The following is a 22,422-nucleotide window of genomic DNA, read 5'->3' on the forward strand; positions in this document are numbered from 1 at the left end:
TAGGATAGTGGCAGGTTTGAAGGAATGTGTCACGAGGAACTAAGTAGGGGGGGGATACGCGAAAATTAAGGGAGCAGAAAAGGGAAAGTGAACTTTCCCTTTTCTGCTATTTTAAGGTTGGACAATCTTAGAAGCTAATACAACTAATACAACTAATACAACTAATACAACAATTACCTCGCACCCTGCTCTTTAGTTGCATTGTGTTTAGCGACTAAGCTTTAAATACGCTGATCTGCTGTTTAATCTCAAGTGCTATGTTTGAGAGCTCTTGCGCCGAGTCAACCGTTTCACCTGCTCTTTGCTCGCCATCTCTTGCCAGTTCCGTTATTTGATGCAGGTTACGAGTTATCTCGTCGGCAACAGCGCTCTGTTGCTCTGTTGCACTTGCAATGCTACTGGATGCAATGGCTAGCTCACCAATGCTATGGGTGATCTGGTTTAGCTGGCTGCTTGCTTCTTCACCTTGGGTGGCAGACTCAATACCTAGCTGCTGACTTTGCCCCATTTGAGAGGCTGTATTTTTTACTAAAGATTGTAGCTGAGTAATGGTTAGGCCTATTTCAGAGATTGAGGTTTGGGTTCTTTGTGCCAAGGTACGTACTTCGTCAGCAACAACAGCAAAACCTCTTCCTTGCTCACCGGCTCTAGCAGCTTCAATCGCAGCATTCAGCGCAAGTAAGTTAGTCTGCTCTGCAATGCCATTGATAACTTCAGTCACTTGGCTGATGGCTTCACTTTCTTTAGTCACATTTTCTACGCTGACATGACTGCTATTTAATTGTTGGCTCAGCTCAGACAAGCCTTTTACGACAAGGTTTAACTGCTCATGTCCCTCGCGTGAGGCACTATCGACTTGCTGGCTCTTGTTTGCCCCCTCACTCGCATGACTCGCAACATCTCTGATTGACGTCGACATCTCTTCAATTGCGGTGGCAATTTGATCGGTTTGGGCCATTAAAGATTGCGCCTCTTCACCGTTTAATCTCGCCGTTTGCTGGGCATGTGTGGCCTGTGACTCTAAGGTGCTAACTGATTTTTGTAGTGCGAGTATGAGTTGTCTTAAACCATCAGCCATTTGTGAGGTGCTTATGGTAATTTTATCTACTTCGTTCTTACTGTCTAAGCTTGGCTTGGCAAAATTTTGTGACAGCTCTCCTTTACCTAGCATGTCTAGCTGTTGCTGTAAGCTCCTGAGTGGTTGTAAAGTTCTGACTAGCACTAAAGAGAGCAGTAAGGTGATAAGTATAATGCCGACCACAGCGACCATTGCGTTGATGCTCAGCAGCTGTAAGCTCTCTTCATTGAGCTCACTGACTTTTGCAATGCCTACCAATGCCCAGTTCCATCCTGGTATATTGATACTGTAGGCATACATATTTTGCCCTTGGCTATTTTTATAATGCCATGATCCTTGATGGGTTAATGCTTGCTCTTGAGTCAAACCATCTAATGATGTGGCCGTGAGCTTAGTCTCGACGTCATAGTTTGGGTGTGAAACAACTGACAGATCTGCTTGACGCATTAACATGAAATGGCCTGATTCTTCGAGTTTCAGTGCATTCATCGTGCGCTGAAGTTCTGTGAGCGACTCACTGATATCAAATCCTATGTATAAGATACCAATAACTTCGTTAGATATACTCATGATAGGGCGGTAAACCGTCATATAGTCTTTACCGAAAAGCTTGGCGTAACCTTCAAACTGCTCACCATTAATTAACGCCGAATAGCCAGGATGGTTTTTACCTAAATATGTCCCTAGCGCGCGTTTGCCATCGGCTTTCTTAAGTGATGTTGAGATACGAACAAAGTCATCACCGTCACGAACAAAAACCGTGGCGTTACCACCTGTTAGGTTAGAATAGCGGTCGACCTTACTTTTTGAGGCGTTGATCTGCTCACGCTCATGGGCAAGTGCAGGCGTGGGAACCCCCATTACTCGTACTGACTTATCGGGCTTTCTAAATTGTCCTGGATACATAGCACGAAGAATATCGGCATTACGCTGGGCAAGAGCCAGTAAACTGCTGTATTGAAGCTCAATCAGATCTGCTGTGATATGCATCTGATCTTGCATTGCTGAAACGCCTTTCTCTTCTAAAACATTAGCGGCGGTCAGGTAGGAGATACTACTCAATATTCCAAACACAAATACCGTTAGTAATAACGCTAGTGTGCCGATCTGTTTGGCTATTGGCCAATTTTTATAGTTCATACTCAGGTCCACTCTTATTATGATCCATATAATGTAAATCACATTAACTTTCAAAGATTTGATATAGGTCTAAAAGCGACATTTATTACAAAAAATATCGATTGATGTGGACTTTTATCGCTACCTTGTAACAGCGATAATTTTTGCGGTGATAGTGAGTAATAAAGAGTAATACGGAGTTTAAAAGAGGTTGACGATAGTATGGTTTACGCATAACAACGCACATTGGTGAGATTTGTGATCTGTAATATTTATTTTGTGATTATTTAACTTTATAGACTCAATAAGATTCATTGCTTAAAACTGACACCTAGTTGTATGTTTCAGCTGTAAGCATGCCTGAAATGTTGCTGCTTTGTTGATAGCAAAGCAGCAAGGAGTTATCGCTAATTGTGGCTCAGAATAGCTTTTAATAGCTCTTTATAGGAGCTGCTAATAGTTGCTTTTGTTTTTCAGGCCTCATGATTAATTTGTACATGGTCGGTACCCAAATGAGCGATAACAAGGTGGTGAGCAAGGTACCGCCAGCGATGGCGATAGCAAAAGGTGGCCAAAAACCGCCCCCAGCAATAATTAACGGTAAAAAACCTCCTATGGTCGTGATTGTGGTTGAGCCTATATGACGGCCACAACTCGATACGACTTTTACTATTGAGTCTATATTGCCCTGCCTGGAGTCATCTTGATCTTCAAGCTCAGCTAATATCACAATGGCTGCATTAATCGCTAAGCCCATTAACCCCAGCAAGCCAATAATGACTGTAAAACCAAAAGGGTAACCAAATAAATAAACGGCGAGTAAACCAAGGCCTGCAGACTGCATGGCGCTGAAAAGAATAATCGCTGTTAGTCTAAATGAGTTAAATGAAAGCACTACAGTGGCTAATAGTAAGGTGACAACCAAGACGACATTTGAAAGCAGGTTGCCTACAGCCTCATTACGTTTAGCACTCTCTCCACCTACTTCAATATGATATCCAGCGGGTAGTGCAATACTGTCGATTTTCGCCTTAGCATCATCGAGTACTTGTTGGGGCAGCACGCCACTTAATATGTATGCTTCTATGGTATTTACTCTTTGGCCATCTCGGCGCGGAATTGCTCCACGGCTCACCTGTATTTGGCTCGTTGCGAGTGCAGACAGAGGTATCCCTGCGCCAGATTGTGAAACTAAGTTGATCTCAGATAACTTAGTTTGCTGCTCACGGGTGCTGTCTTGTAGACGCACTCTCACTGGCAGAGATTCAGTCTGCTCTAAAATGCTGCCTCCCTTGATGCCTATCGTCGCCATCTGGATCTGCTGGGCAATCTCAGTGAGGTTTAGCCCGCTCATCAAGCTGGCGTCTTCATTGACTTGAAACCAGATTTTAGGGGCTCCAGCACTTAGGGTTGCTCTGGTATGAATGACATCGGGCGTATTACTTAGGATACGTCTCACTTCATCGCCAATGAGCCTGAGCTGATCAAGGTTAGGGCCAAACACCCTCAGTTCAACGGGGGCATTAAAAGGCGGGCCTTGTTCAAGCTTGCGCACTAAGATCTGCGCCTGTGGATTTGCCAAATCAAGCTTAGTTTGTAATTGAGGAATGAGTCGGTTGGCAGTGTCAAAATCGGTGACTTTTACCATAGCTTGCGCGTAATTGCTCGCCCCCTGTTGACGCTGTAATAAGTTGTAGTAAAACGATGGGGCATTTCCGCCAATAACCCAGTCAATCCGAGTGACACCTTGAGTATCTCTTAACTGTTGATCCATCTTTTCCACCAATGTGCGAGTGCTTTGTACACTGGAGTGCGGTGGCAGATGTACCTCTATTTGAAACATATCTCGGTCTGATGGAGGAAAGAACTGCTCTGTCATTTGGCCTGAAGCGATAAACCCACTTATAGGCAGAATGCCAATAAGTAGCGCTGAAAGTAGTGGCCGTTTTAGGGCGAGGTTGAGTGTTGCATTAAATAGCTGGCTAACTTTAGGTAAGGCTATGCCTCGTTGATACCATTTACTTTGGTTTGAGTCGACGCCAAACCGTCCAGCTAAGCCTGCAATAAGGGTGTGGGAGATAATATAGGAGCCTAGCAAAGCAAACATAACTGAAATAGCTATGCCACCAACAAACTCACCTGCTGCACCTGGCATTAGCACAATAGGTGCAAAAGCGAGCATAGTGGTGATGGTTGAGCCAGCTAATGGTAACCAAAGGTGCTTAAGTGTGGCGCTCACGGCTTCTACTCTAGACAGTCCTTGTTGCCGCCTTTGAGCAATGGCATCGACTATCACAATAGCGTTATCAACCATAATACCGAGTGCTACTACTAGGCCTGTCACTGACATCTGGTGAATGGGTAAGCCTATGTACTTCATACAAGCTAATGTAAACAGTGCTGTGAGTGGCAGTGACAGAGATACTATTAGTGCATTTCTCAAGCCTAAAGTGAGCATGAGCACAATTAATATGATCACAAAGCCTAATAGGAGGCTGCCAACTAACCCGCCTAATCGTTCGCTGGTATAGCTCTCTTGATCAAATAGCCATTGAACCTCTATATTGGCGGGTAGTGATTCTTGTAACTCTTCTACTGAGGTTCTGACTTTAGCCAGCCATAGGTCAACACGTGTATTGTTGAGCATGCGCGCGGCGACCATCACACCTTGTGATTGCTCGATAAGCGCAATGGCGTTCGCGGGCGTTTTAGGTTGTTTAACTATGGTGGCAATATCACCTAAACGAATGATCTGACCTTGATCATCAATTTTAAGGGGAACTTGCCGTATTCTAGAGAGTGAGTCTAGTTCACCTGAGACTTCGATTAGCGCCCTAAAGTGACTATTATTTATCTCACCTGCAGAGACTTTGGTATCAGCATTACTGAGGATATTAGCAATCGATGCGGGTGTTAGCCTAAGTTGGTTTATCTTATTGCCGTCAAGTTGAACTAAAACCTCTTCGGTGGGGGCACCATAAAGCTTAACAAAATCGGTGCCGCTTAATAACCTGAGCCTGCTTTGTAGTTCTTTGGCATAGCGGTTTAACATGTCGGTGCGGATCTCGCCACCGCCTTTCCAAACTAGGCCTAATATTGCGGTGTTAGCATAACCAATTTGATCATCTAAAAGCGCATTTTGAGCCGGAGAGGGTAATAAAGGCTTAGCATCGGCTACCAGATCTCGGGCTCTTGACCAGACGGGCTCGGTATCCATTACGCTGTCTTTTAGCTCGAGTTGAATAACAGAGATGCCTGGGCGCGAGGTCGACTGAACCAGCTTGAGCTCCTCTAAACGGCGCAATTGATTTTCTAGTACCTCAGTCACTAAAGCTTCAACCCGCTCTGCAGATGCGCCAGGGTATTGAGTGATCACCGAGGCAAAACGGTTAGTAATGTCTGGATCTTCCATTCTGGGCAAACTGGAGATTGCACCTAAACCTGCGACAATCAGTAAAGCGATAAATAAGCTTGCTAAACGTCCATTTTCTACGAAAGCTTTTATCATCACAATTACCTCGCCGCAGCGGTAGAAGAATTGGCTACAGGCCTGACCTTTTGGCCCACAACAAGCTTATGTAAGCCTTGGTCTATGTAAACCTCATCTGGGTGTATTGCTCCACGAATATAGGCCTGTTCATTTTTGGTGTAGAGGATCTCAATGTCGCGCCTTTCAATGCTGAATGTGTCTAGACTATCTTGAGGCTGTTTATTACTCAGAACATAGATGTTCCACAGTCCTCTCACGCCATCCGTAAGTGCTGAAATTGGGACCCAAAAACCAGCCTGTGAGATCGCTTTTTCATATTCAAGGTAGGCAATCTCACCATTTAGTACCTTTGCTTCACTGGGTAACGAAAGTCTAACTGGCACTGTTCGGGTAATAGCGTTGACCTCGGCGCCAACGCCCTCAATAGAGGCTAAGTATCGACTATCAGCCACTCTTATCGTTACTTGCTGAGTAGGTGAGAAGTGCTGGGCAACGTTGACAGGTACACCGACAATTGCTTGAGGGTTGTTAAATTCAATGAGTGTAAATATTGGGGTGCCTAAGTTTACAACCTCTCCTAAATCACTGGTTCTTTTACTGATAACGCCATCAAATGGCGCAAGTAGAGAGGATTTGTCAATGCGCAGTGCATTAGCAGAGACTGAAGCGTTAAGTCGTTTTTGAGCAGCAAGGAGACTGTTGAGCTTACCTTCAAGCTCGTCGAGTGTTTGCTCGGAAGCATAACCTTGTTTTCGTAGCGATAAACTTCTATTTAATGTACTTTTTGCAAGTCGTAGATCGGCGCTGTTCTGTAGCACACTGGCTTCAAGCTCCTGCTTTTCAGCTTCGAGTAAGCGAGTATCTAAACTGGCCAACAGTTGCCCTTGCTTGACTGAATTACCGCTATCTACAGCGAGTAATTTTATCTTTCCGGCTAATTCGAAACCAATACCTGTAGTGTTACCCGCCTTAATCGTACCAGTGAACTCTTGGGTATGAAGGTAAGAGCTGGCTGGCACAATAGTGGCCGTTGTTACCGTATGTACCTTTGGTTGGGATGAATGCTCAGTAACCTCTTTCTGACAAGCAGATAGAAAACTAACAAGCAAAATACTGATCGCAAGCCTTGAGCTTGACGCGAGTGTTAAGTTATTCATCCTGATCGACATCCTTGGTTAATCTATGGTTAAAAAACAGTTAAACTAGACTGTCTAGTCTATTTCCAAAAAACTGGACTGTCTAGTCTACTTTGTGATTAAATGTGTCTAAACTGTAAAAAGCTTGTTAATAGAGGCTTGTGTATGAATTTAGTGGTAGCTAGCGATAATTTGACTCGGAGCGAGCAGAAACGTTTACAGATCCTTGAAGCTGCTATTGAGCTTTTTTGCGGTCAAGGCTTTCCTAACACCAGTATGGATGAAGTGGCCAAGCGTGCAGGGGTCTCTAAACAGACAGTGTACTCGCACTTTGGTAATAAAGATGATCTTTTTATCGCATCGATAGAGTCTAAATGTGTCGTTCAGAGATTATCTGAGGGTGTGTTTAGCGATCCAAGTGATCCTGAGGTGGCGCTTAACTGTTTTGCCGAATATTTTGGGGATCTGATTGTCAGCCCAGAGGCTATTACCGTGTTTACAACTTGTGTTGCGCAGGCTGAAACTCATCCCGAAATATCGAAAATGTTTTTTAATGCCGGGCCACAACATCTTCTTGAGTTGCTTTCGGACTATCTAGAGAGAGTTGAAACCATGGGTGTTTACCGCTTTGATGGTTGCCGCAGTAGTGCCGTGCGTCTTTGCTTAATGATGTTCGGTGAGATGCGACTAAAACTGGAGCTTGGGTTAGATGTAGATGATTTGGTTGAAGGGCGTTCAGACTACTTAAAAGAGTGCGTAGCTATGTTCCTGAGAGCTTACAAAATTAAATGAGTTATTAGTGGGGATTTATTGTAAGTTGTTACAGAGCTAATAAAAATTAACATGAGATAGTTTAAACGAATGAGTGACTAAGGGAATAGAATGAGCAAGATAAAGTTGATTGTCGTAGGAGTGTTTTTAGCATTGCATTCGAGTGGTGTAGTTTATGCGCAACAACCAAAATTATTTTCGCCGTTAACGATTAGTGCATCAGCGATAACTACAGATGAAGCTGATGTCGCAACATCAAACCAGTCACTGCAACGTGATACATGGATAATTGATGCGAAGTACAAGCAGGCCTTAGGCCGTCAATGGTCTTTGGGTTTCGACCTGAGTTACGCTTCTTTAAATTATGATTGGAAGGTAAAACAACAGCTGTTTGATAGTGTTGTTACCCCTTGGAGCGACTTAACTCGTTATAGTGCTGGTATTTCTCTGGCCTATCGGCCAGATAAACACTGGATGTTTATGATGGCACCCAAAATTCAATATGCTTATGCAGATGTAGCGGGGGTATCGAGCAGTGATGCAATGAGCTACGGTTTGGTAGCGGCAGGAATGTACCGCTTTGAAGATGGGAATATGCTAGGTTTTGGTGTGGCATACCTTAACGATATCTCTAAGGTTCGTACTGTGCCTTACCTTGCTGTGCGCTGGCAGATAAATGAGAGGTTTCGTTTGGGGAATCCTTTCTCTGCAGGTTTTAGTGGACCAGCTGGCTTAGAGCTGACTTATCAAGCAAGCCCTATTTTTGATATTGGCCTTGGTACATCTAAACGGACGCAAAGATTTCTTATTCAGGATCAGGATATAACTGTTGAGGTCGATGAGTGGGTGAGCTTTGTTAGGGCTGGTTGGCTTGTTAGTGATTCGATAACTTTAAACGGATATGCCGGTTACTATTTTGATTCAGAGATGGAGCTTAGTGAGCCTGAATTGATTGAAACACTTGATAACCAAGTCGCATTTGCCTTAGCGGCAGAATATAAGTTCTGATTTACGCTTAACATTAATGTTTGATGTGTAAGTATACAGATTGGTTCTATGAGATAAAAATAGGCACAAATCAATTTGTGCTTATTTTCATTATGTCAGACTGACTAATTACCTAACATCGCCTTTTTAAGACTATTTTGGGCAGGACTATCGCCCAACCAAATTTTTAGCAGTGCAGTTCTAAAAGCTTCACCTGTTATAGTGTCTTGCTCTGTGCCATTTTTAAATGCTGTTACACCTTCACTTTTGCTGGTAACGAAGGTGAACTGATCCCCCTCCACAATTTCGTCAGTGAACAATGCCATAAAGCTATCTATTTGCGCTTGAATCGCTTGGGTGTCACCATCTGTCGCATCATCAAAACCTTCAATAATCGCATCTCGCATCTTATCGGAGGTGATCATCCCTGAGGTGATATTAAGCCTTACTGCGGCAGCTGGTGCGGCCAATACAGTCTCAAGCTTGCTTGTTTTGTTTGGCAGATAAAGGCTGCCAACATAGAGGTCGATAAAGAACTTACTACGAACGCCAGCACCATTTAGCTGAAGTTGAACCCCTGAAGCGTCCAGTTGTTCACTGATTTCAACACCAGAGATCTCTTTGGCTGTTGCTGTATATGACATAAAAGCTGCAGTAATTAGTGCTGCTTTAGAAAAAGTACCAATGAGGGACATCAGATAACCTCTATTGTTATTAGGGTAGATAGGCTGAATAATCAGCCTCGGTGACCAATTTGGTATTGACCATTTTGGTGAATAAGCGCTGCCTGCTTCTGTTTAGGAGAGATGAGTAGCGGGCCATCATCAAAAAATAGAAAGCATTTCCAATTACGTACAAATACGTCCCAACGAGTTTCGATGACTTGGTATTTCTCATAACAGAAGTAAACAACTGCATCATCAGCCCAGTCGAAATGAGCGGCAAACATTTCAGGTAAGGCAGGATCTTCACTATCCCAAGCACTTTGCCAGTGATCGGTTTCAGACCAAGCATCGCCTTTCGCAGCCCAATCTCCCTTAGAGAACTGTTCTGTACGGCTACTACGATTGCTGATCCACTTGTTCCATATCTGCATCGACCCCTTTTGATCAAGTGGCTTAATAAAAGCCTTATCTTCATCAGTAACAGGCAGATCTTTATGATTAAAAATCCATTTACGTTTGTATTGTTCAAGGGGGATATAGGTGTGTGACACAGGGCCTCGCTGAATGTGTAACTAAAATATGCTGCGTCATTATAAGGCTTTGATAACTGCAAATGAAAGAGAGCCTGCAGATTTTCTTTATCACAGGCTGTTGGAGTTCATTGCTTTAGCTAACTTGTTGAAGGTAATTTGCAGCGGCATGGTTATTGGGATCTACATCAAGAGCTTGTAAAAATGCACTCTTTGCTCCTTCAATTTGTCCTACCTCAGCTAAGAAAATACCAAGCTTTAATAGAACTGGAATGTCTTCAGGATATTTATCCAAGTAATCAAGGTAGATGTTTAGTGCTTCTTGCGGCTTACCACTGAGCTTTAATACATGGGCATAATGAGGCAGGTACTCGTCGCTGTAGCTAACAATCTTGGCGTAATTATCTTCAGCTAGCTTTAAGTTACTTTGCATAAGTGCTAGGTGGATTATTTGTTTGAGTATAGTTTCGTTACGATGTTGACTCTCTACCTTTAGGATTGCAGCTAATGCTTTTTCGTTGTGGTTTTCAAGCATCAGTTTGTAGCTTAAAGTGAGCGCATAGAGTTTGGATACTTCAATTTCTTGACTGTTTTTATGTGGAGTTAAATATTGGAGCATCTTTGAGATACCTATCAGGTGTTTATTTTTAAGAAAGATACTCAGTTTTAAATGTGCCTCAGATAGGTTATTTAAGGTGCTTTTGGAGGTCGGAGCTGGTTGTGATTCAGTCAAGTTTCGCTGGTATTGGACTTCAGCTTGTTCCAATTTGGCTAGATCACTTTCTGAAAGTTTTTGTAATCTAGAATCATTCTCTAATTTCCAAATGACACTTCGACCTAGCTGATTATCATTCTCCCATTGTTTAATTAAGTTTGAAACATCAGCATTGGGGTTGAGCTCATCTATGCGGGAGCTTATTCGGGTGCTTGCAGAGGAGATAAATTGTTGCAGTTCACAACAGATTGCGAAGTAAGCTTGATAATAGGTCTTAGTCATCTGACTAACTTGACTTTGCGTCCAATCATCAGTGTGTTTCGTTGAAAGAAATTTAGAAAATTCATAAAAGCCATAAAATTTGATCAACATCGACTCATTAAGAAACTGTTTATTGATCTTGTTTTCAATTTTTTCAATTTTATTGGAATAAGTTTGAATTTTTGGGGAGTTATTTTTTTCTTTAATTAGTTTATCAGCCAGATCAAGCGCTGTTGTCACAAGCTTCTTTATAGCAGTAAACTTTTTTTCAGCCGATTGAGTTTCGGCCAAGCTATTTCTCATATCCTGCAGTTTTTCTTCCACGGACAGCTTCATATTGGCAGGCTTAAGGCTTTCTTTTAAGCTCTCCTCGATTGGCGTGAGAGAGATCTCATCTGCAGGTCGAAATTTTACGCCCTCTACTTTTGATGCATTTTTTGATAAGTTGATGAAAGTTACATCTGGTCGTTCAGCTACTTTCTCTTGCAACGATTGAGCTGCATGTAGTAACTGAATAGGTGTTTCTGCAAGTTCTCCTGAGTATGTTTCAACCCATTCAAACATTTTTCCTAAATCAGGGCTTAACTCTGCGCCGAAAGTGCCTTGTGCGTGTGTTATACCAGATGGTGAGTGACAAAAATCTACGCCACAAAGCAATACTTGGTTAAACCCCATCTCAACAGCTATTTGAATGGCACTATTTGTTACTGTAGGGCCAATGTTAGGAATGTTGTTCCCATCTAAGGTCAAGCTCCATGGGTAGCGACTAGAGGTATAGAGTGAACAGCCATTCCACTGCCCTAGAATTAGAGGGCTTAGATGGTGCGAGGCAATTAATAGATGTTGCGCTGCCAAGGGCATCATCTCCCTGTATACTTCAAAAGCATGATCTTGAGGGTCTACAGAAACCAGTACATCGACATGAATATGCTTTTTAGCAAGCATACCAGCTAGTCTAGATACTGCAAAAATGATCAGGTTATCCGCATTTTGTTTGACCCACTCTAGGTTGTTATCTAAAGAGGGACCGCCACCAAGCATAATACAGGTTTTATTTTTGAACTTTCCTCTTAAACCTGATGCAGGTAGCACGTTTTCAGTGATGTTCTGAAGTTGTTTTCTTATAAATATTTTTTGATTGAAACCGACTTGTTGTTCGAAATGTTCATGCTCAACGGCTTTTTCTACATCGTGATTTAACTGTGCGTAATCATCTATATAGCCGCCAGAAACAGCAGATGATTGATGTACCATGAATTGTTCTTTTACAATGAATAGGTTTATATCTGCTTCTTTGAGTATTTCAGTTAGTGCCTTAACTGAGCAAATTTTAACCACACCTTTTAGATGGTTTGGAATATCTATTGTTAATAATTCTAGAACTGGATCGAGTTCAACAAAAATGTACATAGCCCCTTCAGCAATGGGCTTGTCCATCACATAATTTGCCAGTAGACCAGAATCTAGACCGATAATTACATGCAAGGTGTCAACGTTTGATAATGACGAGTTGTATTTATTATCGTAATAGCTAATTGAGTCTATTTGTTCAAATGTATGTCTATTAATACTGGGTAAATAGTACTCATTGAACTTGCTAACAGCGAATGTTTTAGATATTTCAAATGTGGTTGCTAGCATGAAGACCCTCAGAACTTATTTTTAAAACGTCAATTATTTGTCATTTTAAACAATTGGTGACGAATAATAGCTAATTATGTTTGGTTATTAACCCGAAGTGCGAAAAACATGCCATCAATCATGCTTGATTTCAATAATCACTAGATATAGTGATACCAATTGCTTATAGCGCTTGAATGATAGCGTAAAAGGATAGACAATCCAGATTAAGTTACTAAAATTAAAACTGTTTAATTTATAGCTTTCTAATAATTTTGCTCATACTTTGGGCTGTTAACTTGTAATTTGTCATCTTGGTGTAAGTTTTGCTTTATTACTTACTCATGTGAACTAACATTTGAGTGTTTCAAGCAACTTGAATTACCACTGTGATATTTTGGAGAGTACATGTTTGATAATCAATCGATTCTGATAACAGGCGGTACTGGCTCATTTGGTCAGAAGTATACCAAAACGATTTTGGAAAGGTATAAGCCTAAAAGATTGATCATTCTTTCCCGTGATGAGCTAAAACAGTATGAAATGCAGCAGGTCTTTAATGATCCCTGTATGCGATACTTTTTGGGAGATGTTCGTGATGCCGATCGTATGATGCAGGCTTTCAACGGCGTAGATTATGTCATTCATGCCGCAGCGATAAAGCAGGTGCCAGCAGCTGAATACAATCCAATGGAGTGTATTAAGACCAATATCCATGGTGCAGAGAATGTTATAAAAGCAGCGATTGCAAATAAAGTAAAACGGGTTATTGCACTCTCTACTGACAAGGCGGCAAACCCCATTAATCTGTATGGTGCGACAAAATTAGCTTCTGATAAGCTCTTTGTTGCTGGCAATAACATTGTGGGTGGTGGCGAAACTCGATTCTCAGCGGTTCGTTACGGCAATGTAGTTGGGTCTCGTGGTTCTGTTGTGCCATTTTTTAAGTCACTGATAGCGAATGGTGCAACATCGCTTCCTATTACTCACCCCGATATGACTCGGTTTTGGATAACCTTGCAAGATGGCGTTGATTTTGTTCTTAAAAATTTCTCTAGAATGCAGGGAGGGGAAATTTTTGTTCCTAAAATTCCTTCAGTTCGTATCAGAGATTTGGCTGATGCATGTGCGCCAGATTTGGCTCAAGATATTGTCGGTATTCGTCCTGGGGAGAAGATGCACGAGATAATGTGCCCAGGTGATGACTCTCATCATACTATTGAGTTTGATGACCATTTTGTTATAACACCAAGTATTACTTTTTTTGGTTTGGAGAATGATTATTCTACCAATAAACTTGGTGAAACTGGGAGACTCGTAAAACCAGGTTTTGAGTATCACTCAGGAAATAATCCACAATTTTTATCAGTTGAGCAGATTAAACAGTTAGATGAGGACTGCTAACTATGATCCCTTACGGGCGTCAGTCAATCTCTCAAGAAGATATTGAAGCTGTAACTTCAGTGCTCAAATCTGATTTTTTAACTCAGGGTCCACAAGTTCCTTTGTTTGAGTCAAAAATTGCTCAACTAACTCAATCTAAATATGCCGTAGCCGGCAATAGTGCTACTTCCATGTTGCATGCTGCATGTTTAGCCCTAGGCGTGTCTGAAAGCGATACTGTGTGGACAAGTCCTATTTCGTTTGTTGCCTCAGCAAACTGTGCACTTTACTGCGGTGCATCTGTAGATTTTATCGATATAGATCCTGACACTGCTAATATAAGCCCAAAAGCCTTGCAATTAAAATTAGCTGAGGCCAGCCAAGTAGATAAGTTACCAAAAGTTATTATCGCAGTTCATATGGCTGGGCATAGTAGCGATATGGAACAAATTTCTAGGTTAGCTAGAAAATATAATATTAAAGTTATCGAAGATGCTGCTCATGGTGTTGGGGGCTCGTATTTAAACTCGCCATTAGGGAGCTGCAAGTATAGCGATATCACTATCTTTAGTTTTCACCCTGTAAAGATAATTACTACAGGAGAAGGAGGGGTCGCAACAACAAATGATCCCAACTTAGCTAAATCTATGTCCCTGTGTTGTAGCCATGGGATCACGAAAAATAAAGTTGATATGCAAAGTTCAGAGGAAGGGGATTGGTTCTATGAGCAGCAATCACTTGGATTTAATTATCGAATGACAGATCTGCAAGCTGGATTAGGCAATAGTCAACTAACTCAGCTTGCATCAATTGTAGAAAAAAGAAACCTCCTAGCGACACGCTATCAATCGCTCTTACTAGGTAATGGAATAAAGGTAATTACTCCATTAAAAGACAGTGTAAGCTCTTATCACTTGTTGCTTGTTGTACTGCCTGAACATTGTGATAGGAGAGCTATCTTTAATAGCATGAGATCCGCTGATATCGGAGTACATGTTCATTATATACCTATTCACTTACAGCCCTTTTACCATAAGCTTGGTTTTCGTAAGGGAGATTTCCCGAATGCAGAGCGGTACTACCAATCCTGTTTGACCTTACCTTTATTTCCCGATTTAACATTCGAACAGCAAGACTACGTGTGTAATACATTAAAGGAGTTGCTCAGTTGAACATTGCCATTATCCCCGCAAGGGGAGGAAGTAAGCGTATTCCGAGAAAAAATATAAAACTTTTTGATGGCAAGCCGATTATTGCCCATGTTATTGAGCGTGCCTTTGAAAGTGGGTGCATAGATCGAGTGATTGTATCTACTGATGATAATGAGATTGCTGAGATTGCAAAATGTTATGGTGCCGAGGTTCCTTTCTTTAGACCCGCTGAATTGTCTGATGATTTTGCTACTACCGGGGTAGTCATATCCCACGCGCTGAACTGGCTAATAGAGAACGATGATAAACCAGAATATGCGTGTGTAATGTATGCGACAGCCCCTTTTATACGCGCAGAAGCGTTGAGTGAAGCACTCACTATTTTGAAGCAGAATCCACAGAAAAAGTTTTGTTTTGGGGTAACAGAGTTTCCATCACCAATTCAACGTGCATTTAAAATTAACCTAGCCGGTGATATTGAGATGTTCCAACCTGAACATTTTAGCAGTCGATCGCAAGATTTAGAAAAAGCATATCATGATGCAGGCCAATTTTATTGGGGAAGTACGGATGGTTTTCTTGATAGTCAAGGAATGTTCTCTAGTGATTCGATTCCCTACCCGTTACCCATTCATCAAGTTCAGGATATTGATACCCCTGATGATTGGCTAAGGGCTGAAGCTATGTTTCGAGCGATGAAGGAAAGCTGTGTTTAAATGAAACGCATTATATTTAGGGTTAATGCTGGCCAAGGAGCTGGAGTTGGTCACCTTGTTCGTTGCTGTAGCCTAGCTCGTGAGCTCAAAGAGCTTGGACATGAGTGTTATTTTTTATTGTCTTACTTTGATGCCGGAGTGCTTCCTTTTCTTGATGGGCTTGAGTATGGCTACCTATTCAACCATGATCAAACACCAACTGAGCGAGTTAGCCATAGTGTGGAATTGGATGCACGTTCAACGCTACAATTTTTGGCTAATAAACAAGTAGATTGGTTGATCCTCGATGATTACTTGCTAGGTAAAGAATGGGAGGAGATATTTTTTGGCCAAGGAACGCAGCTACTCGTAATAGATGACCTGTGCAGGGAGCATGTTTGCGACGTTTTATTAGATATTCGTTGGCGTGGAGATATTTCCAACTCAGCTTACGATAAGTTAGTTCCTGCTCAGGCAGTAAAGCTAATTGGTCCACAATACGCATTGCTTGATTCTCAATACCGACAGCCCCCCCAAGAGCAAAAAAGAGAGAGTTTTACTGTTTTGATTGGTGTTGGTGGTGGCGGAGATAATCGCGTTAATAGTGACATTATTTCGGCTCTATTACAGTTAACTAACACGATTGACATTATTATCAAGCCGATATTAGGTCCGCTAACCGAAAACAAACAGCTGCTAGATATTTTTCAAGGAAATAACCAGATTCAACCAATCACTGATTGTTTCGATCTATATCCGCACTTGATGGAATGTGATCTATATATAGGTGCTGCTGGCGGTGTTCTATATCAGTTATTGGCACTCAATAAACCTGCATTAACGTTTTCACTAGCATCGAATCAACAAACTCCACTTGCTGATTTAGAGGGGATAGGGCATTACTTTCATTGTGATGAAAGCTTTGATATCGGGCTGCTTGCACCTCTAATTTTGACTATTTATGAACACTATGAACGTGTAAAAGTCCTACCAAGTAAAGCGATAAATATTGATGGCTTAGGTGCGTCTAGAGTTGCCAACTTTTTGCTTAACTCTACAGCGCCAAAGTTGGCAGAGTTTATTTCTCCAGTACAAATCAAACCAGAATCATACGAAAATCTTAATGAGCATTATCGAGTGCGCCCAGTGGACGATAGCGATATTAATCATTATTTGGATAGCCGTAATTTATCTTCAAATGCACAGAACATGATTGAGTCTAAGCCAATTGCTCGACTAGGGCATTATACATGGTGGTTTAATACTCAAAGAAGTTCTTATTTATTAGAGAAAGACAATCAGGCAAGTCTGTATATATGGCATCAAATTCAAGATTTCAAAGAGTGTCAATTTCTTATCGGTGGCTGGTTCGTATGCCAACAAAATACTTCTTTCCAAGACGCATTATTAGCACTGAACTGGCAGTTGGAACATTGTGACAAATATTGGCCATTAATCCCATGGATTGCAGTGATACATAAAGAAAATCGGTATGTTAAGTTGATGAATGACTACCTAGGCTTTAATGAGGTAAGTGAAGAACACCCTTATTATGCAGCGATTGGTTCGATTTTTGCAGGTGCTTCAATAGATGAATTTTACTACGTAATGAGGGAGCCTAAGGCTAAACCATTATCACAAACGACTTTGTCATAGGATTGAGATGCATCAAATTAAACCAAATACCACCGTTACACCATTAAAAATTGGTTTTATTGGCGGTGCTCATGAATCCGCTGTGGGTTATGCCCATAGTGTTGCTTGTCAGTTGGATGGGCATTGGCAGCTTGTATCGGGTTGTTTCTCACGGGATCAGTTTAAAAGTGATAAAACCGGCGAGGCATGGAATATTGCTGCTGAATATATTTATAGTGACTGGCAACTGTATATTAAAGAGCAAGCTTCAGAGCTTGATGCAGTAGTAGTCTTAACGCCTACTCCACTACATGAAAAGGTTGTTTGTGCTTTGCTCGCTGCCGGTGTCGCTGTTATATGTGAAAAAGCGATGGCAGCTGATTTATCTCAATCCAAATCAATTCAGAAAGCCTTAAACAAAACTAAAGGGTTTCTCGCTGTGACATTTAACTATAGTGGATACCCTATGGTAAGAGTGTTACGTCGACATATTCAAGCTGGGGATTTAGGTAAACTCTTGCAAATTCGAATTGAAATGCCCTCTGATGGTTTTATTCAAGACGTTAACCTAATGGCACCGCAAGCATGGCGTTTAGTGGATGGTGAGATCCCCACGCTTCTGCTGGATCTCGCAGTACATGTACATCATTTAAGTGATTTTGTTACTGGTCTAAAGCCATTAAAGGTCAATGCCAATTTTAACCACTTTTCAGTGTTTGAAGGTATTGTTGATGATGCCAACATCTGGCTTAAGTGTGAGCAAGATATGCAGGCTTCCTTCTGGGTCAGTAAAACGGCAATAGGACATAAAAATGGTCTGAAAATATCTATTTATGGTGACAAAGGCAGTGCTGAGTGGATTCAAGAAGAGCCGGAAGTATTGCATCTTTATAACCAGAAATCGGTCAAGTCAAGTTATAACCGTGGTAACTGTCAATTCCAAGATGAAATAATTGAACGATTTAAGCCCGGGCATCCAGGTGGCTTTATTGAAGCATTTGCAAACCTCTATCAAGATATCGCTCAAGCACTGCTCGAATACAAGCAGACTGGTGTTCAACAGTCTCCATATGTATTTGGCTGGCAACATGCCCATGACGGTCTTGCATTACTCGATGCTGCAACAGAGTCTAACAAACAGCAACAATGGATAGATATAAAATGAAGGAGTCATCCATGAAAGGCATTTCTCAAAAGGTAACTATAGGAGAACGCCTAGTCGGTTCTGGTGAGCCTGCTTATATTATTGCAGAACTATCAGGTAATCACGGTGGTAGTTTAGATAAAGCACTAGAGCTTTTACGTGCAGGGGCTTCAACTGGTGCTGATGCCATTAAACTGCAAGTGTATCGCCCAGATACTATAACTCTAAATGTTAGCCATGGTGATTTTGCAATCCCTAAAGACAATGCTTGGGCGGATTATAAAAACCTATACAATTTATATGAGTATGCTCATACGCCTTGGGAGTGGCTACCAGAGCTGTTTGCAGAAGCTGAGAAGTTAGGAGTGGAGCTTTTTGGTTCTGTTTTTGATGATAGCTCAGTTGATGAGTTAGAGTTATTCCCTGTTAAAGCCTACAAAATAGCCTCTCCTGAAATAGTAGATTTAGGGCTTCTAAAAAAAGTGGCGAGCACTGGCAAACCTGTCATAGTTTCGACGGGGCTAGCTAGCTTGATCGATGTTGCAAGAGCTGTAGATTGTTTATCTGAGTTTGGTTGTGAAGAGATTATTTTACTTAAATGTACCACGGCTTACCCAACCCCTCCCGAAGAAGTGAACCTTAAAACGGTGCAAAACTTACAGCAGACCTTTAATTGTCCTGTTGGGCTATCAGATCATACCGTTGGCATTGGGGTACCAATTGCAGCTGTAACGCTAGGTGCCAGTGTGATTGAAAAACATATTAAACTTGATGATGGTGAAGAGACTGTTGATAGCTTCTTTTCCCTGACAATCGAAGAGTTTAAAAATATGATCACTGAGATCCGTAGGGCTGAAGTCGCTGTAGGTAAGGTTGAATATAGCCTAACACCTGAAGCTGCAAAAAACTGCAATGGTCGCCGCTCTCTGTATGTGTCGAAGTCAATCAAGGCCGGTGAAGTGCTCACTGAACTTAATATCCGCTCAGTAAGACCAGGTTATGGTCTTTCACCCAAATATCTTCCATTAGTACTTGGACGAAAGGCGAGCCAAGACCTACAAACGGGTGATCGCCTAAGTTGGGAAGTGATCGCTTAATATTTACTTACATAGTGTATTTTATATGAATAATGAACAGTACTCGCAGGTTCTAGAGACCATTTTGTCCTACATTAAACAAAATATTTCTGCTGAAGTTTCGGTTGATGAAGCGAGCAATTTTGTCACTGAAGGCTTACTAGATTCTTTTGCTATTTTAAGTTTAATCATGACTCTAGAATCAGAGTTTTTGATCAAGTTTAAGCCTGTAGAGTTAGCCAACCCTGACTTGCAACTAGTGAAAGGCTTAGCGCAGTCTGTTTGTGATAAGTTGGCATCATAAGGCTCAGTATGTCTCCTATTTATACTCGATTTCACTCAGTTGCTAGTGCAACGCCTGACAAGTTGGCACTTCAAGATGGAGAACAGAGCTATACATATTTGCAATTATTGCAAAGAATAGACAGTCTTGCCGCAGACATATCAGTCATCAGCGGTGGTGAGCGACCACGTATAGCTTTGATAACTGATGAGCAGCTCGATAATGTATGCATCAGCATAGCGATAGCTAAAGTCGGTGGATGTTGTATCCCCATGAATGCTCATATGTTGCCAGCACAGTTGTTAGCTGCTTGTGATGCTGTAGATGCCAACATAGTTATGGGGAAACAGCACTTACTCGATAAGCTTTCTCTAAGTCAGCAGTTCAAAGTTATGTCAACTGATGACATCAGTCATCCTGAGTACTTAAGCCACTTAGATGTTTTAAATGATACTAGTGAGCAAGTTTGCAAAGATATTCCAGAGCAGTGGCAATCTGAAGAAGATTTTCTTATTACACTCTCTTCAGGATCGACCGGGCAGCCAAAGCCTATTATGATATCCCAAGCTGTAAAGCTTGCACGTGCAGAGCAAACATGGCAGCTATATAAACTGACTTCTGCTGACACTACGTTATGCGCATCGCCTTTTTTTCACTCTTTAGGGCAACGCTTAACCTTTGTGCCATTACTACTTGGCTCAAGTTTAATACACCTCTCACGATTTACCCCATTAAGCTGGTTGAGCTTAGTCGCAGAACATAAAGTTAACTTTGTGATCGCTGTATCCTCTCATCTCTATGCGCTTAAAAATAGTTTGTTATCGAATACTGAAACCATCCAAAGTTTACGGACCATTGTGACTTCTTCAGCCCCAATCGATGCAGGCTTTAAAGCTCAAGTTTTTAACGCTATAGGTTGTGATTTTCATGAAATCTATGGTGCGACAGAGATAGCTGTTGCGACAAACTTAGCTCCTGTAGATGCCAATGAAAAATATAAAACCGTGGGTAAACCTTGTGACAACATAAAAGTACAGATACTAGATCAAGAGTTACAGGTTTTGCCTTGTGAGCTTGTCGGCCAAATTGCTGTTAAATCTCCTCTCTCCTTTTCAGGCTACTACGGTAAGAGAGAGTTAACTAAGCTCTCAAGTCATCATGAGTACTTTCTTACTGGCGATTTAGGTTATGTAGATCAAGAAGGTTTTGTCACTTATGTCGGTAGACAAAAAGATGTGATAATTTCTGGTGGAATTAATATTTATCCAAAAGATATTGAAACTGAGTTATTAACCCACCCCGAGTTGCATGAGGTTGCAGTCATTGGCGTTGAAGATAGTTTGTTGGGTGAAGTCATTGTGGCCATTTGCATATCAGATGCTCAGAGTGATATTGAAGCAAGCTTAAGAAAAATCGCTAATAAAAATTTAGCAGCATTTCAGCGACCATTGAAATATTTTTTCCCAGAGTCACTCCCCTTGACCCCAACAGGCAAAGTTTCAAAAATCTTATTAAGAGAGCAGTACAGTAAGCTCAATCAAGGGTGGACCGATATGCTGCGGGTAATGCTATATGGAGAGCAACTTGATGAGTGATATATATCTGTTTGGCGCTGGTATCCAGGGCCAAATATTCCTTAGAGCCATGAAAGCGAATGGCGTGGAGCCTGCTGCCATCATCGATAGTTTTTCGACGAAAACCAACGTTGATGGCGTAAGCGTTATTAGGCCTGAAGAGGTGACAGATAAAGGCGCTAAGATCTATATCTCTGTAGGCTTGATGAGCCGTAAAATCAAGAAACAGCTAGAGAGCGATGGCTTTATCAATGTGTTCGACTTTACTCAGTCATTAACAGCTTTCCCGAATATTATTGTCGAACTTAAACTTCATAGCCTTTGGTATAGTGAAAATCTCAGTGATAGAGTCGATGAAGCCGCGATAGCAGGTTTTAATAAGTTGTTATGTGATGATATTAGCCGTGATTTATTAGCTAAAATCGTCCGATTCAGAACCGAATTTTTAATCGAAGACTACATTAGTCCAGATGAGCAATTACAGTACTTTACTGACGATGTACCAGCTTTAAGCCATCTTGAAAGTGTCCGATTTATAGATGCCGGTGCTTATAATGGCGATACGCTAAAGAGTTTGTTTAAAGTAGCAAAGGCAAAGCAGTTGCCCGTTGAGTACTGTGCCAGTTTCGAGCCTGATCCTGCTAACTTACTTGGTTTGAACACAGCCTGTTCTGAGCTGGTAAATACTGGCAATAACGCGCGTGTATTTGTTTATCCATCTGGCGTATGGAGTGAGTCAGCTCAGTTAAGCTTTGAAGCTGACAGTAATACTTCAAGTAAGTTATCCCTCGGAAGTATCAATGCTTCGACGATAAACTGCGTCGCATTGGATGATGTGGTTTACGGTGCAAGACCTAACTTTATTAAAATGGATGTAGAGGGGGCTGAAAAGCAGGCGTTAAGTGGGGCGAGTAAAACGATAGCAGACTTCTCTCCCGTTCTAGCTATCTGCCTTTACCATAATCCTAAAGACCTTTGGCAGATCCCTGAACTTATCATGCAGATAAACCCTAATTATGACATGTATTTACGTGTTTACGGGGATATGTTGTTAGAAACCGTACTTTACTGTATTCCAAAGAAAATATTATCCAAACAGTAAGTGCATA

Annotated in this window: 17 protein-coding genes; 11 read left to right on the top strand and 6 right to left on the bottom strand. The window is 41.6% G+C overall.

The genetic code is table 11. The features are described 5' to 3' along the window. Positions 1 to 214: 214 nt before the first annotated feature. The 3 genes from BM736_RS08345 to BM736_RS08355 all read right to left on the bottom strand — a co-directional run bounded on the left by BM736_RS08345 (position 215) and on the right by BM736_RS08355 (position 6,844). Positions 215 to 2,218 (bottom strand): methyl-accepting chemotaxis protein, encoded by a 2,004-nt coding sequence (locus tag BM736_RS08345; protein ID WP_076410811.1) that lies wholly within the window; start codon positions 2,216 to 2,218, stop codon positions 215 to 217. Positions 2,219 to 2,627: 409 nt separating this feature from the next. Continuing rightward, positions 2,628 to 5,705 carry an efflux RND transporter permease subunit gene (locus tag BM736_RS08350; RefSeq protein WP_076410813.1) on the bottom strand — a complete coding sequence of 1,026 codons (3,078 nt, stop codon included), beginning with the start codon at positions 5,703 to 5,705 and terminating at the stop codon, positions 2,628 to 2,630. A 5-nt stretch (positions 5,706 to 5,710) separates the two neighbouring features. Continuing rightward, positions 5,711 to 6,844 carry an efflux RND transporter periplasmic adaptor subunit gene (locus tag BM736_RS08355; RefSeq protein WP_076410815.1) on the bottom strand — a complete coding sequence of 378 codons (1,134 nt, stop codon included), beginning with the start codon at positions 6,842 to 6,844 and terminating at the stop codon, positions 5,711 to 5,713. Positions 6,845 to 6,988: 144 nt separating this feature from the next. On the opposite strand from BM736_RS08355, the gene BM736_RS08360 reads away from it, so the two are divergent. Both BM736_RS08360 and BM736_RS08365 read left to right on the top strand, forming a co-directional pair. Further along, on the top strand, positions 6,989 to 7,615 hold the full coding sequence (locus tag BM736_RS08360; protein ID WP_076410817.1) for a TetR/AcrR family transcriptional regulator: 627 nt from the start codon (positions 6,989 to 6,991) through the stop codon (positions 7,613 to 7,615). Positions 7,616 to 7,705: 90 nt separating this feature from the next. Further along, on the top strand, positions 7,706 to 8,602 hold the full coding sequence (locus BM736_RS08365; protein ID WP_076410819.1) for a DUF6268 family outer membrane beta-barrel protein: 897 nt from the start codon (positions 7,706 to 7,708) through the stop codon (positions 8,600 to 8,602). 104 nt (positions 8,603 to 8,706) lie between these two features. Here the strand turns inward: BM736_RS08365 and BM736_RS08370 are convergent, their stop codons facing one another. The 3 genes from BM736_RS08370 to BM736_RS08380 form a co-directional block, all read right to left on the bottom strand. Next, positions 8,707 to 9,276, bottom strand: coding sequence for a chalcone isomerase family protein (locus BM736_RS08370; protein ID WP_076410821.1), 570 nt, complete (start codon positions 9,274 to 9,276; stop codon positions 8,707 to 8,709). 41 nt (positions 9,277 to 9,317) lie between these two features. Then, a complete protein-coding gene (locus BM736_RS08375) occupies positions 9,318 to 9,797 on the bottom strand; it encodes a DUF2947 domain-containing protein (RefSeq protein ID WP_076410823.1) in 480 nt (159 codons plus the stop codon). A gap of 115 nt (positions 9,798 to 9,912) precedes the next feature. Next, a complete protein-coding gene (locus tag BM736_RS08380) occupies positions 9,913 to 12,393 on the bottom strand; it encodes a motility associated factor glycosyltransferase family protein (protein WP_076410825.1) in 2,481 nt (826 codons plus the stop codon). A gap of 387 nt (positions 12,394 to 12,780) precedes the next feature. Here BM736_RS08380 and pseB point away from each other — a divergent pair, with 387 nt between their 5' ends. The 9 genes from pseB to BM736_RS08425 are packed head-to-tail and all read left to right on the top strand — an operon-like array spanning position 12,781 to position 22,415. Further along, positions 12,781 to 13,776, top strand: a complete 996-nt coding sequence (pseB, locus tag BM736_RS08385; protein ID WP_076410827.1) for a UDP-N-acetylglucosamine 4,6-dehydratase (inverting) — start codon at positions 12,781 to 12,783, stop codon at positions 13,774 to 13,776. A 2-nt stretch (positions 13,777 to 13,778) separates the two neighbouring features. Beyond that, positions 13,779 to 14,927, top strand: coding sequence for a UDP-4-amino-4,6-dideoxy-N-acetyl-beta-L-altrosamine transaminase (pseC, locus tag BM736_RS08390; RefSeq protein WP_076410829.1), 1,149 nt, complete (start codon positions 13,779 to 13,781; stop codon positions 14,925 to 14,927). Further along, entirely contained in the window at positions 14,924 to 15,622 is a 699-nt protein-coding gene (gene pseF, locus BM736_RS08395; RefSeq protein ID WP_076410831.1) for a pseudaminic acid cytidylyltransferase, read from the top strand. The genes pseC and pseF overlap by 4 nt, the downstream gene beginning before the upstream one ends. Beyond that, positions 15,623 to 17,257, top strand: a complete 1,635-nt coding sequence (gene pseG / locus BM736_RS08400; RefSeq protein ID WP_076410833.1) for a UDP-2,4-diacetamido-2,4,6-trideoxy-beta-L-altropyranose hydrolase — start codon at positions 15,623 to 15,625, stop codon at positions 17,255 to 17,257. Between the two features lie 7 nt (positions 17,258 to 17,264). Next, positions 17,265 to 18,401, top strand: a complete 1,137-nt coding sequence (locus BM736_RS08405) for a Gfo/Idh/MocA family protein (RefSeq protein WP_076410835.1) — start codon at positions 17,265 to 17,267, stop codon at positions 18,399 to 18,401. A gap of 11 nt (positions 18,402 to 18,412) precedes the next feature. Then, the gene (pseI, locus tag BM736_RS08410; protein ID WP_076410837.1) at positions 18,413 to 19,477 is read left to right on the top strand and encodes a pseudaminic acid synthase; all 1,065 of its coding nucleotides are present in this window, start codon (positions 18,413 to 18,415) and stop codon (positions 19,475 to 19,477) included. A 25-nt stretch (positions 19,478 to 19,502) separates the two neighbouring features. Further along, the gene (locus tag BM736_RS08415; protein WP_076410839.1) at positions 19,503 to 19,760 is read left to right on the top strand and encodes a phosphopantetheine-binding protein; all 258 of its coding nucleotides are present in this window, start codon (positions 19,503 to 19,505) and stop codon (positions 19,758 to 19,760) included. Positions 19,761 to 19,768: 8 nt separating this feature from the next. Further along, on the top strand, positions 19,769 to 21,334 hold the full coding sequence (locus tag BM736_RS08420) for a class I adenylate-forming enzyme family protein (protein WP_076410841.1): 1,566 nt from the start codon (positions 19,769 to 19,771) through the stop codon (positions 21,332 to 21,334). Beyond that, a complete protein-coding gene (locus BM736_RS08425) occupies positions 21,327 to 22,415 on the top strand; it encodes an FkbM family methyltransferase (protein WP_076410843.1) in 1,089 nt (362 codons plus the stop codon). Before BM736_RS08420 ends, BM736_RS08425 begins: the two co-directional genes overlap by 8 nt. Positions 22,416 to 22,422 lie beyond the last annotated feature (7 nt).

Origin of the sequence: Shewanella sp. UCD-KL12, assembly GCF_001957125.1 — a bacterium.
In the GTDB taxonomy this organism is placed as follows: Bacteria; Pseudomonadota; Gammaproteobacteria; order Enterobacterales; family Shewanellaceae; genus Shewanella.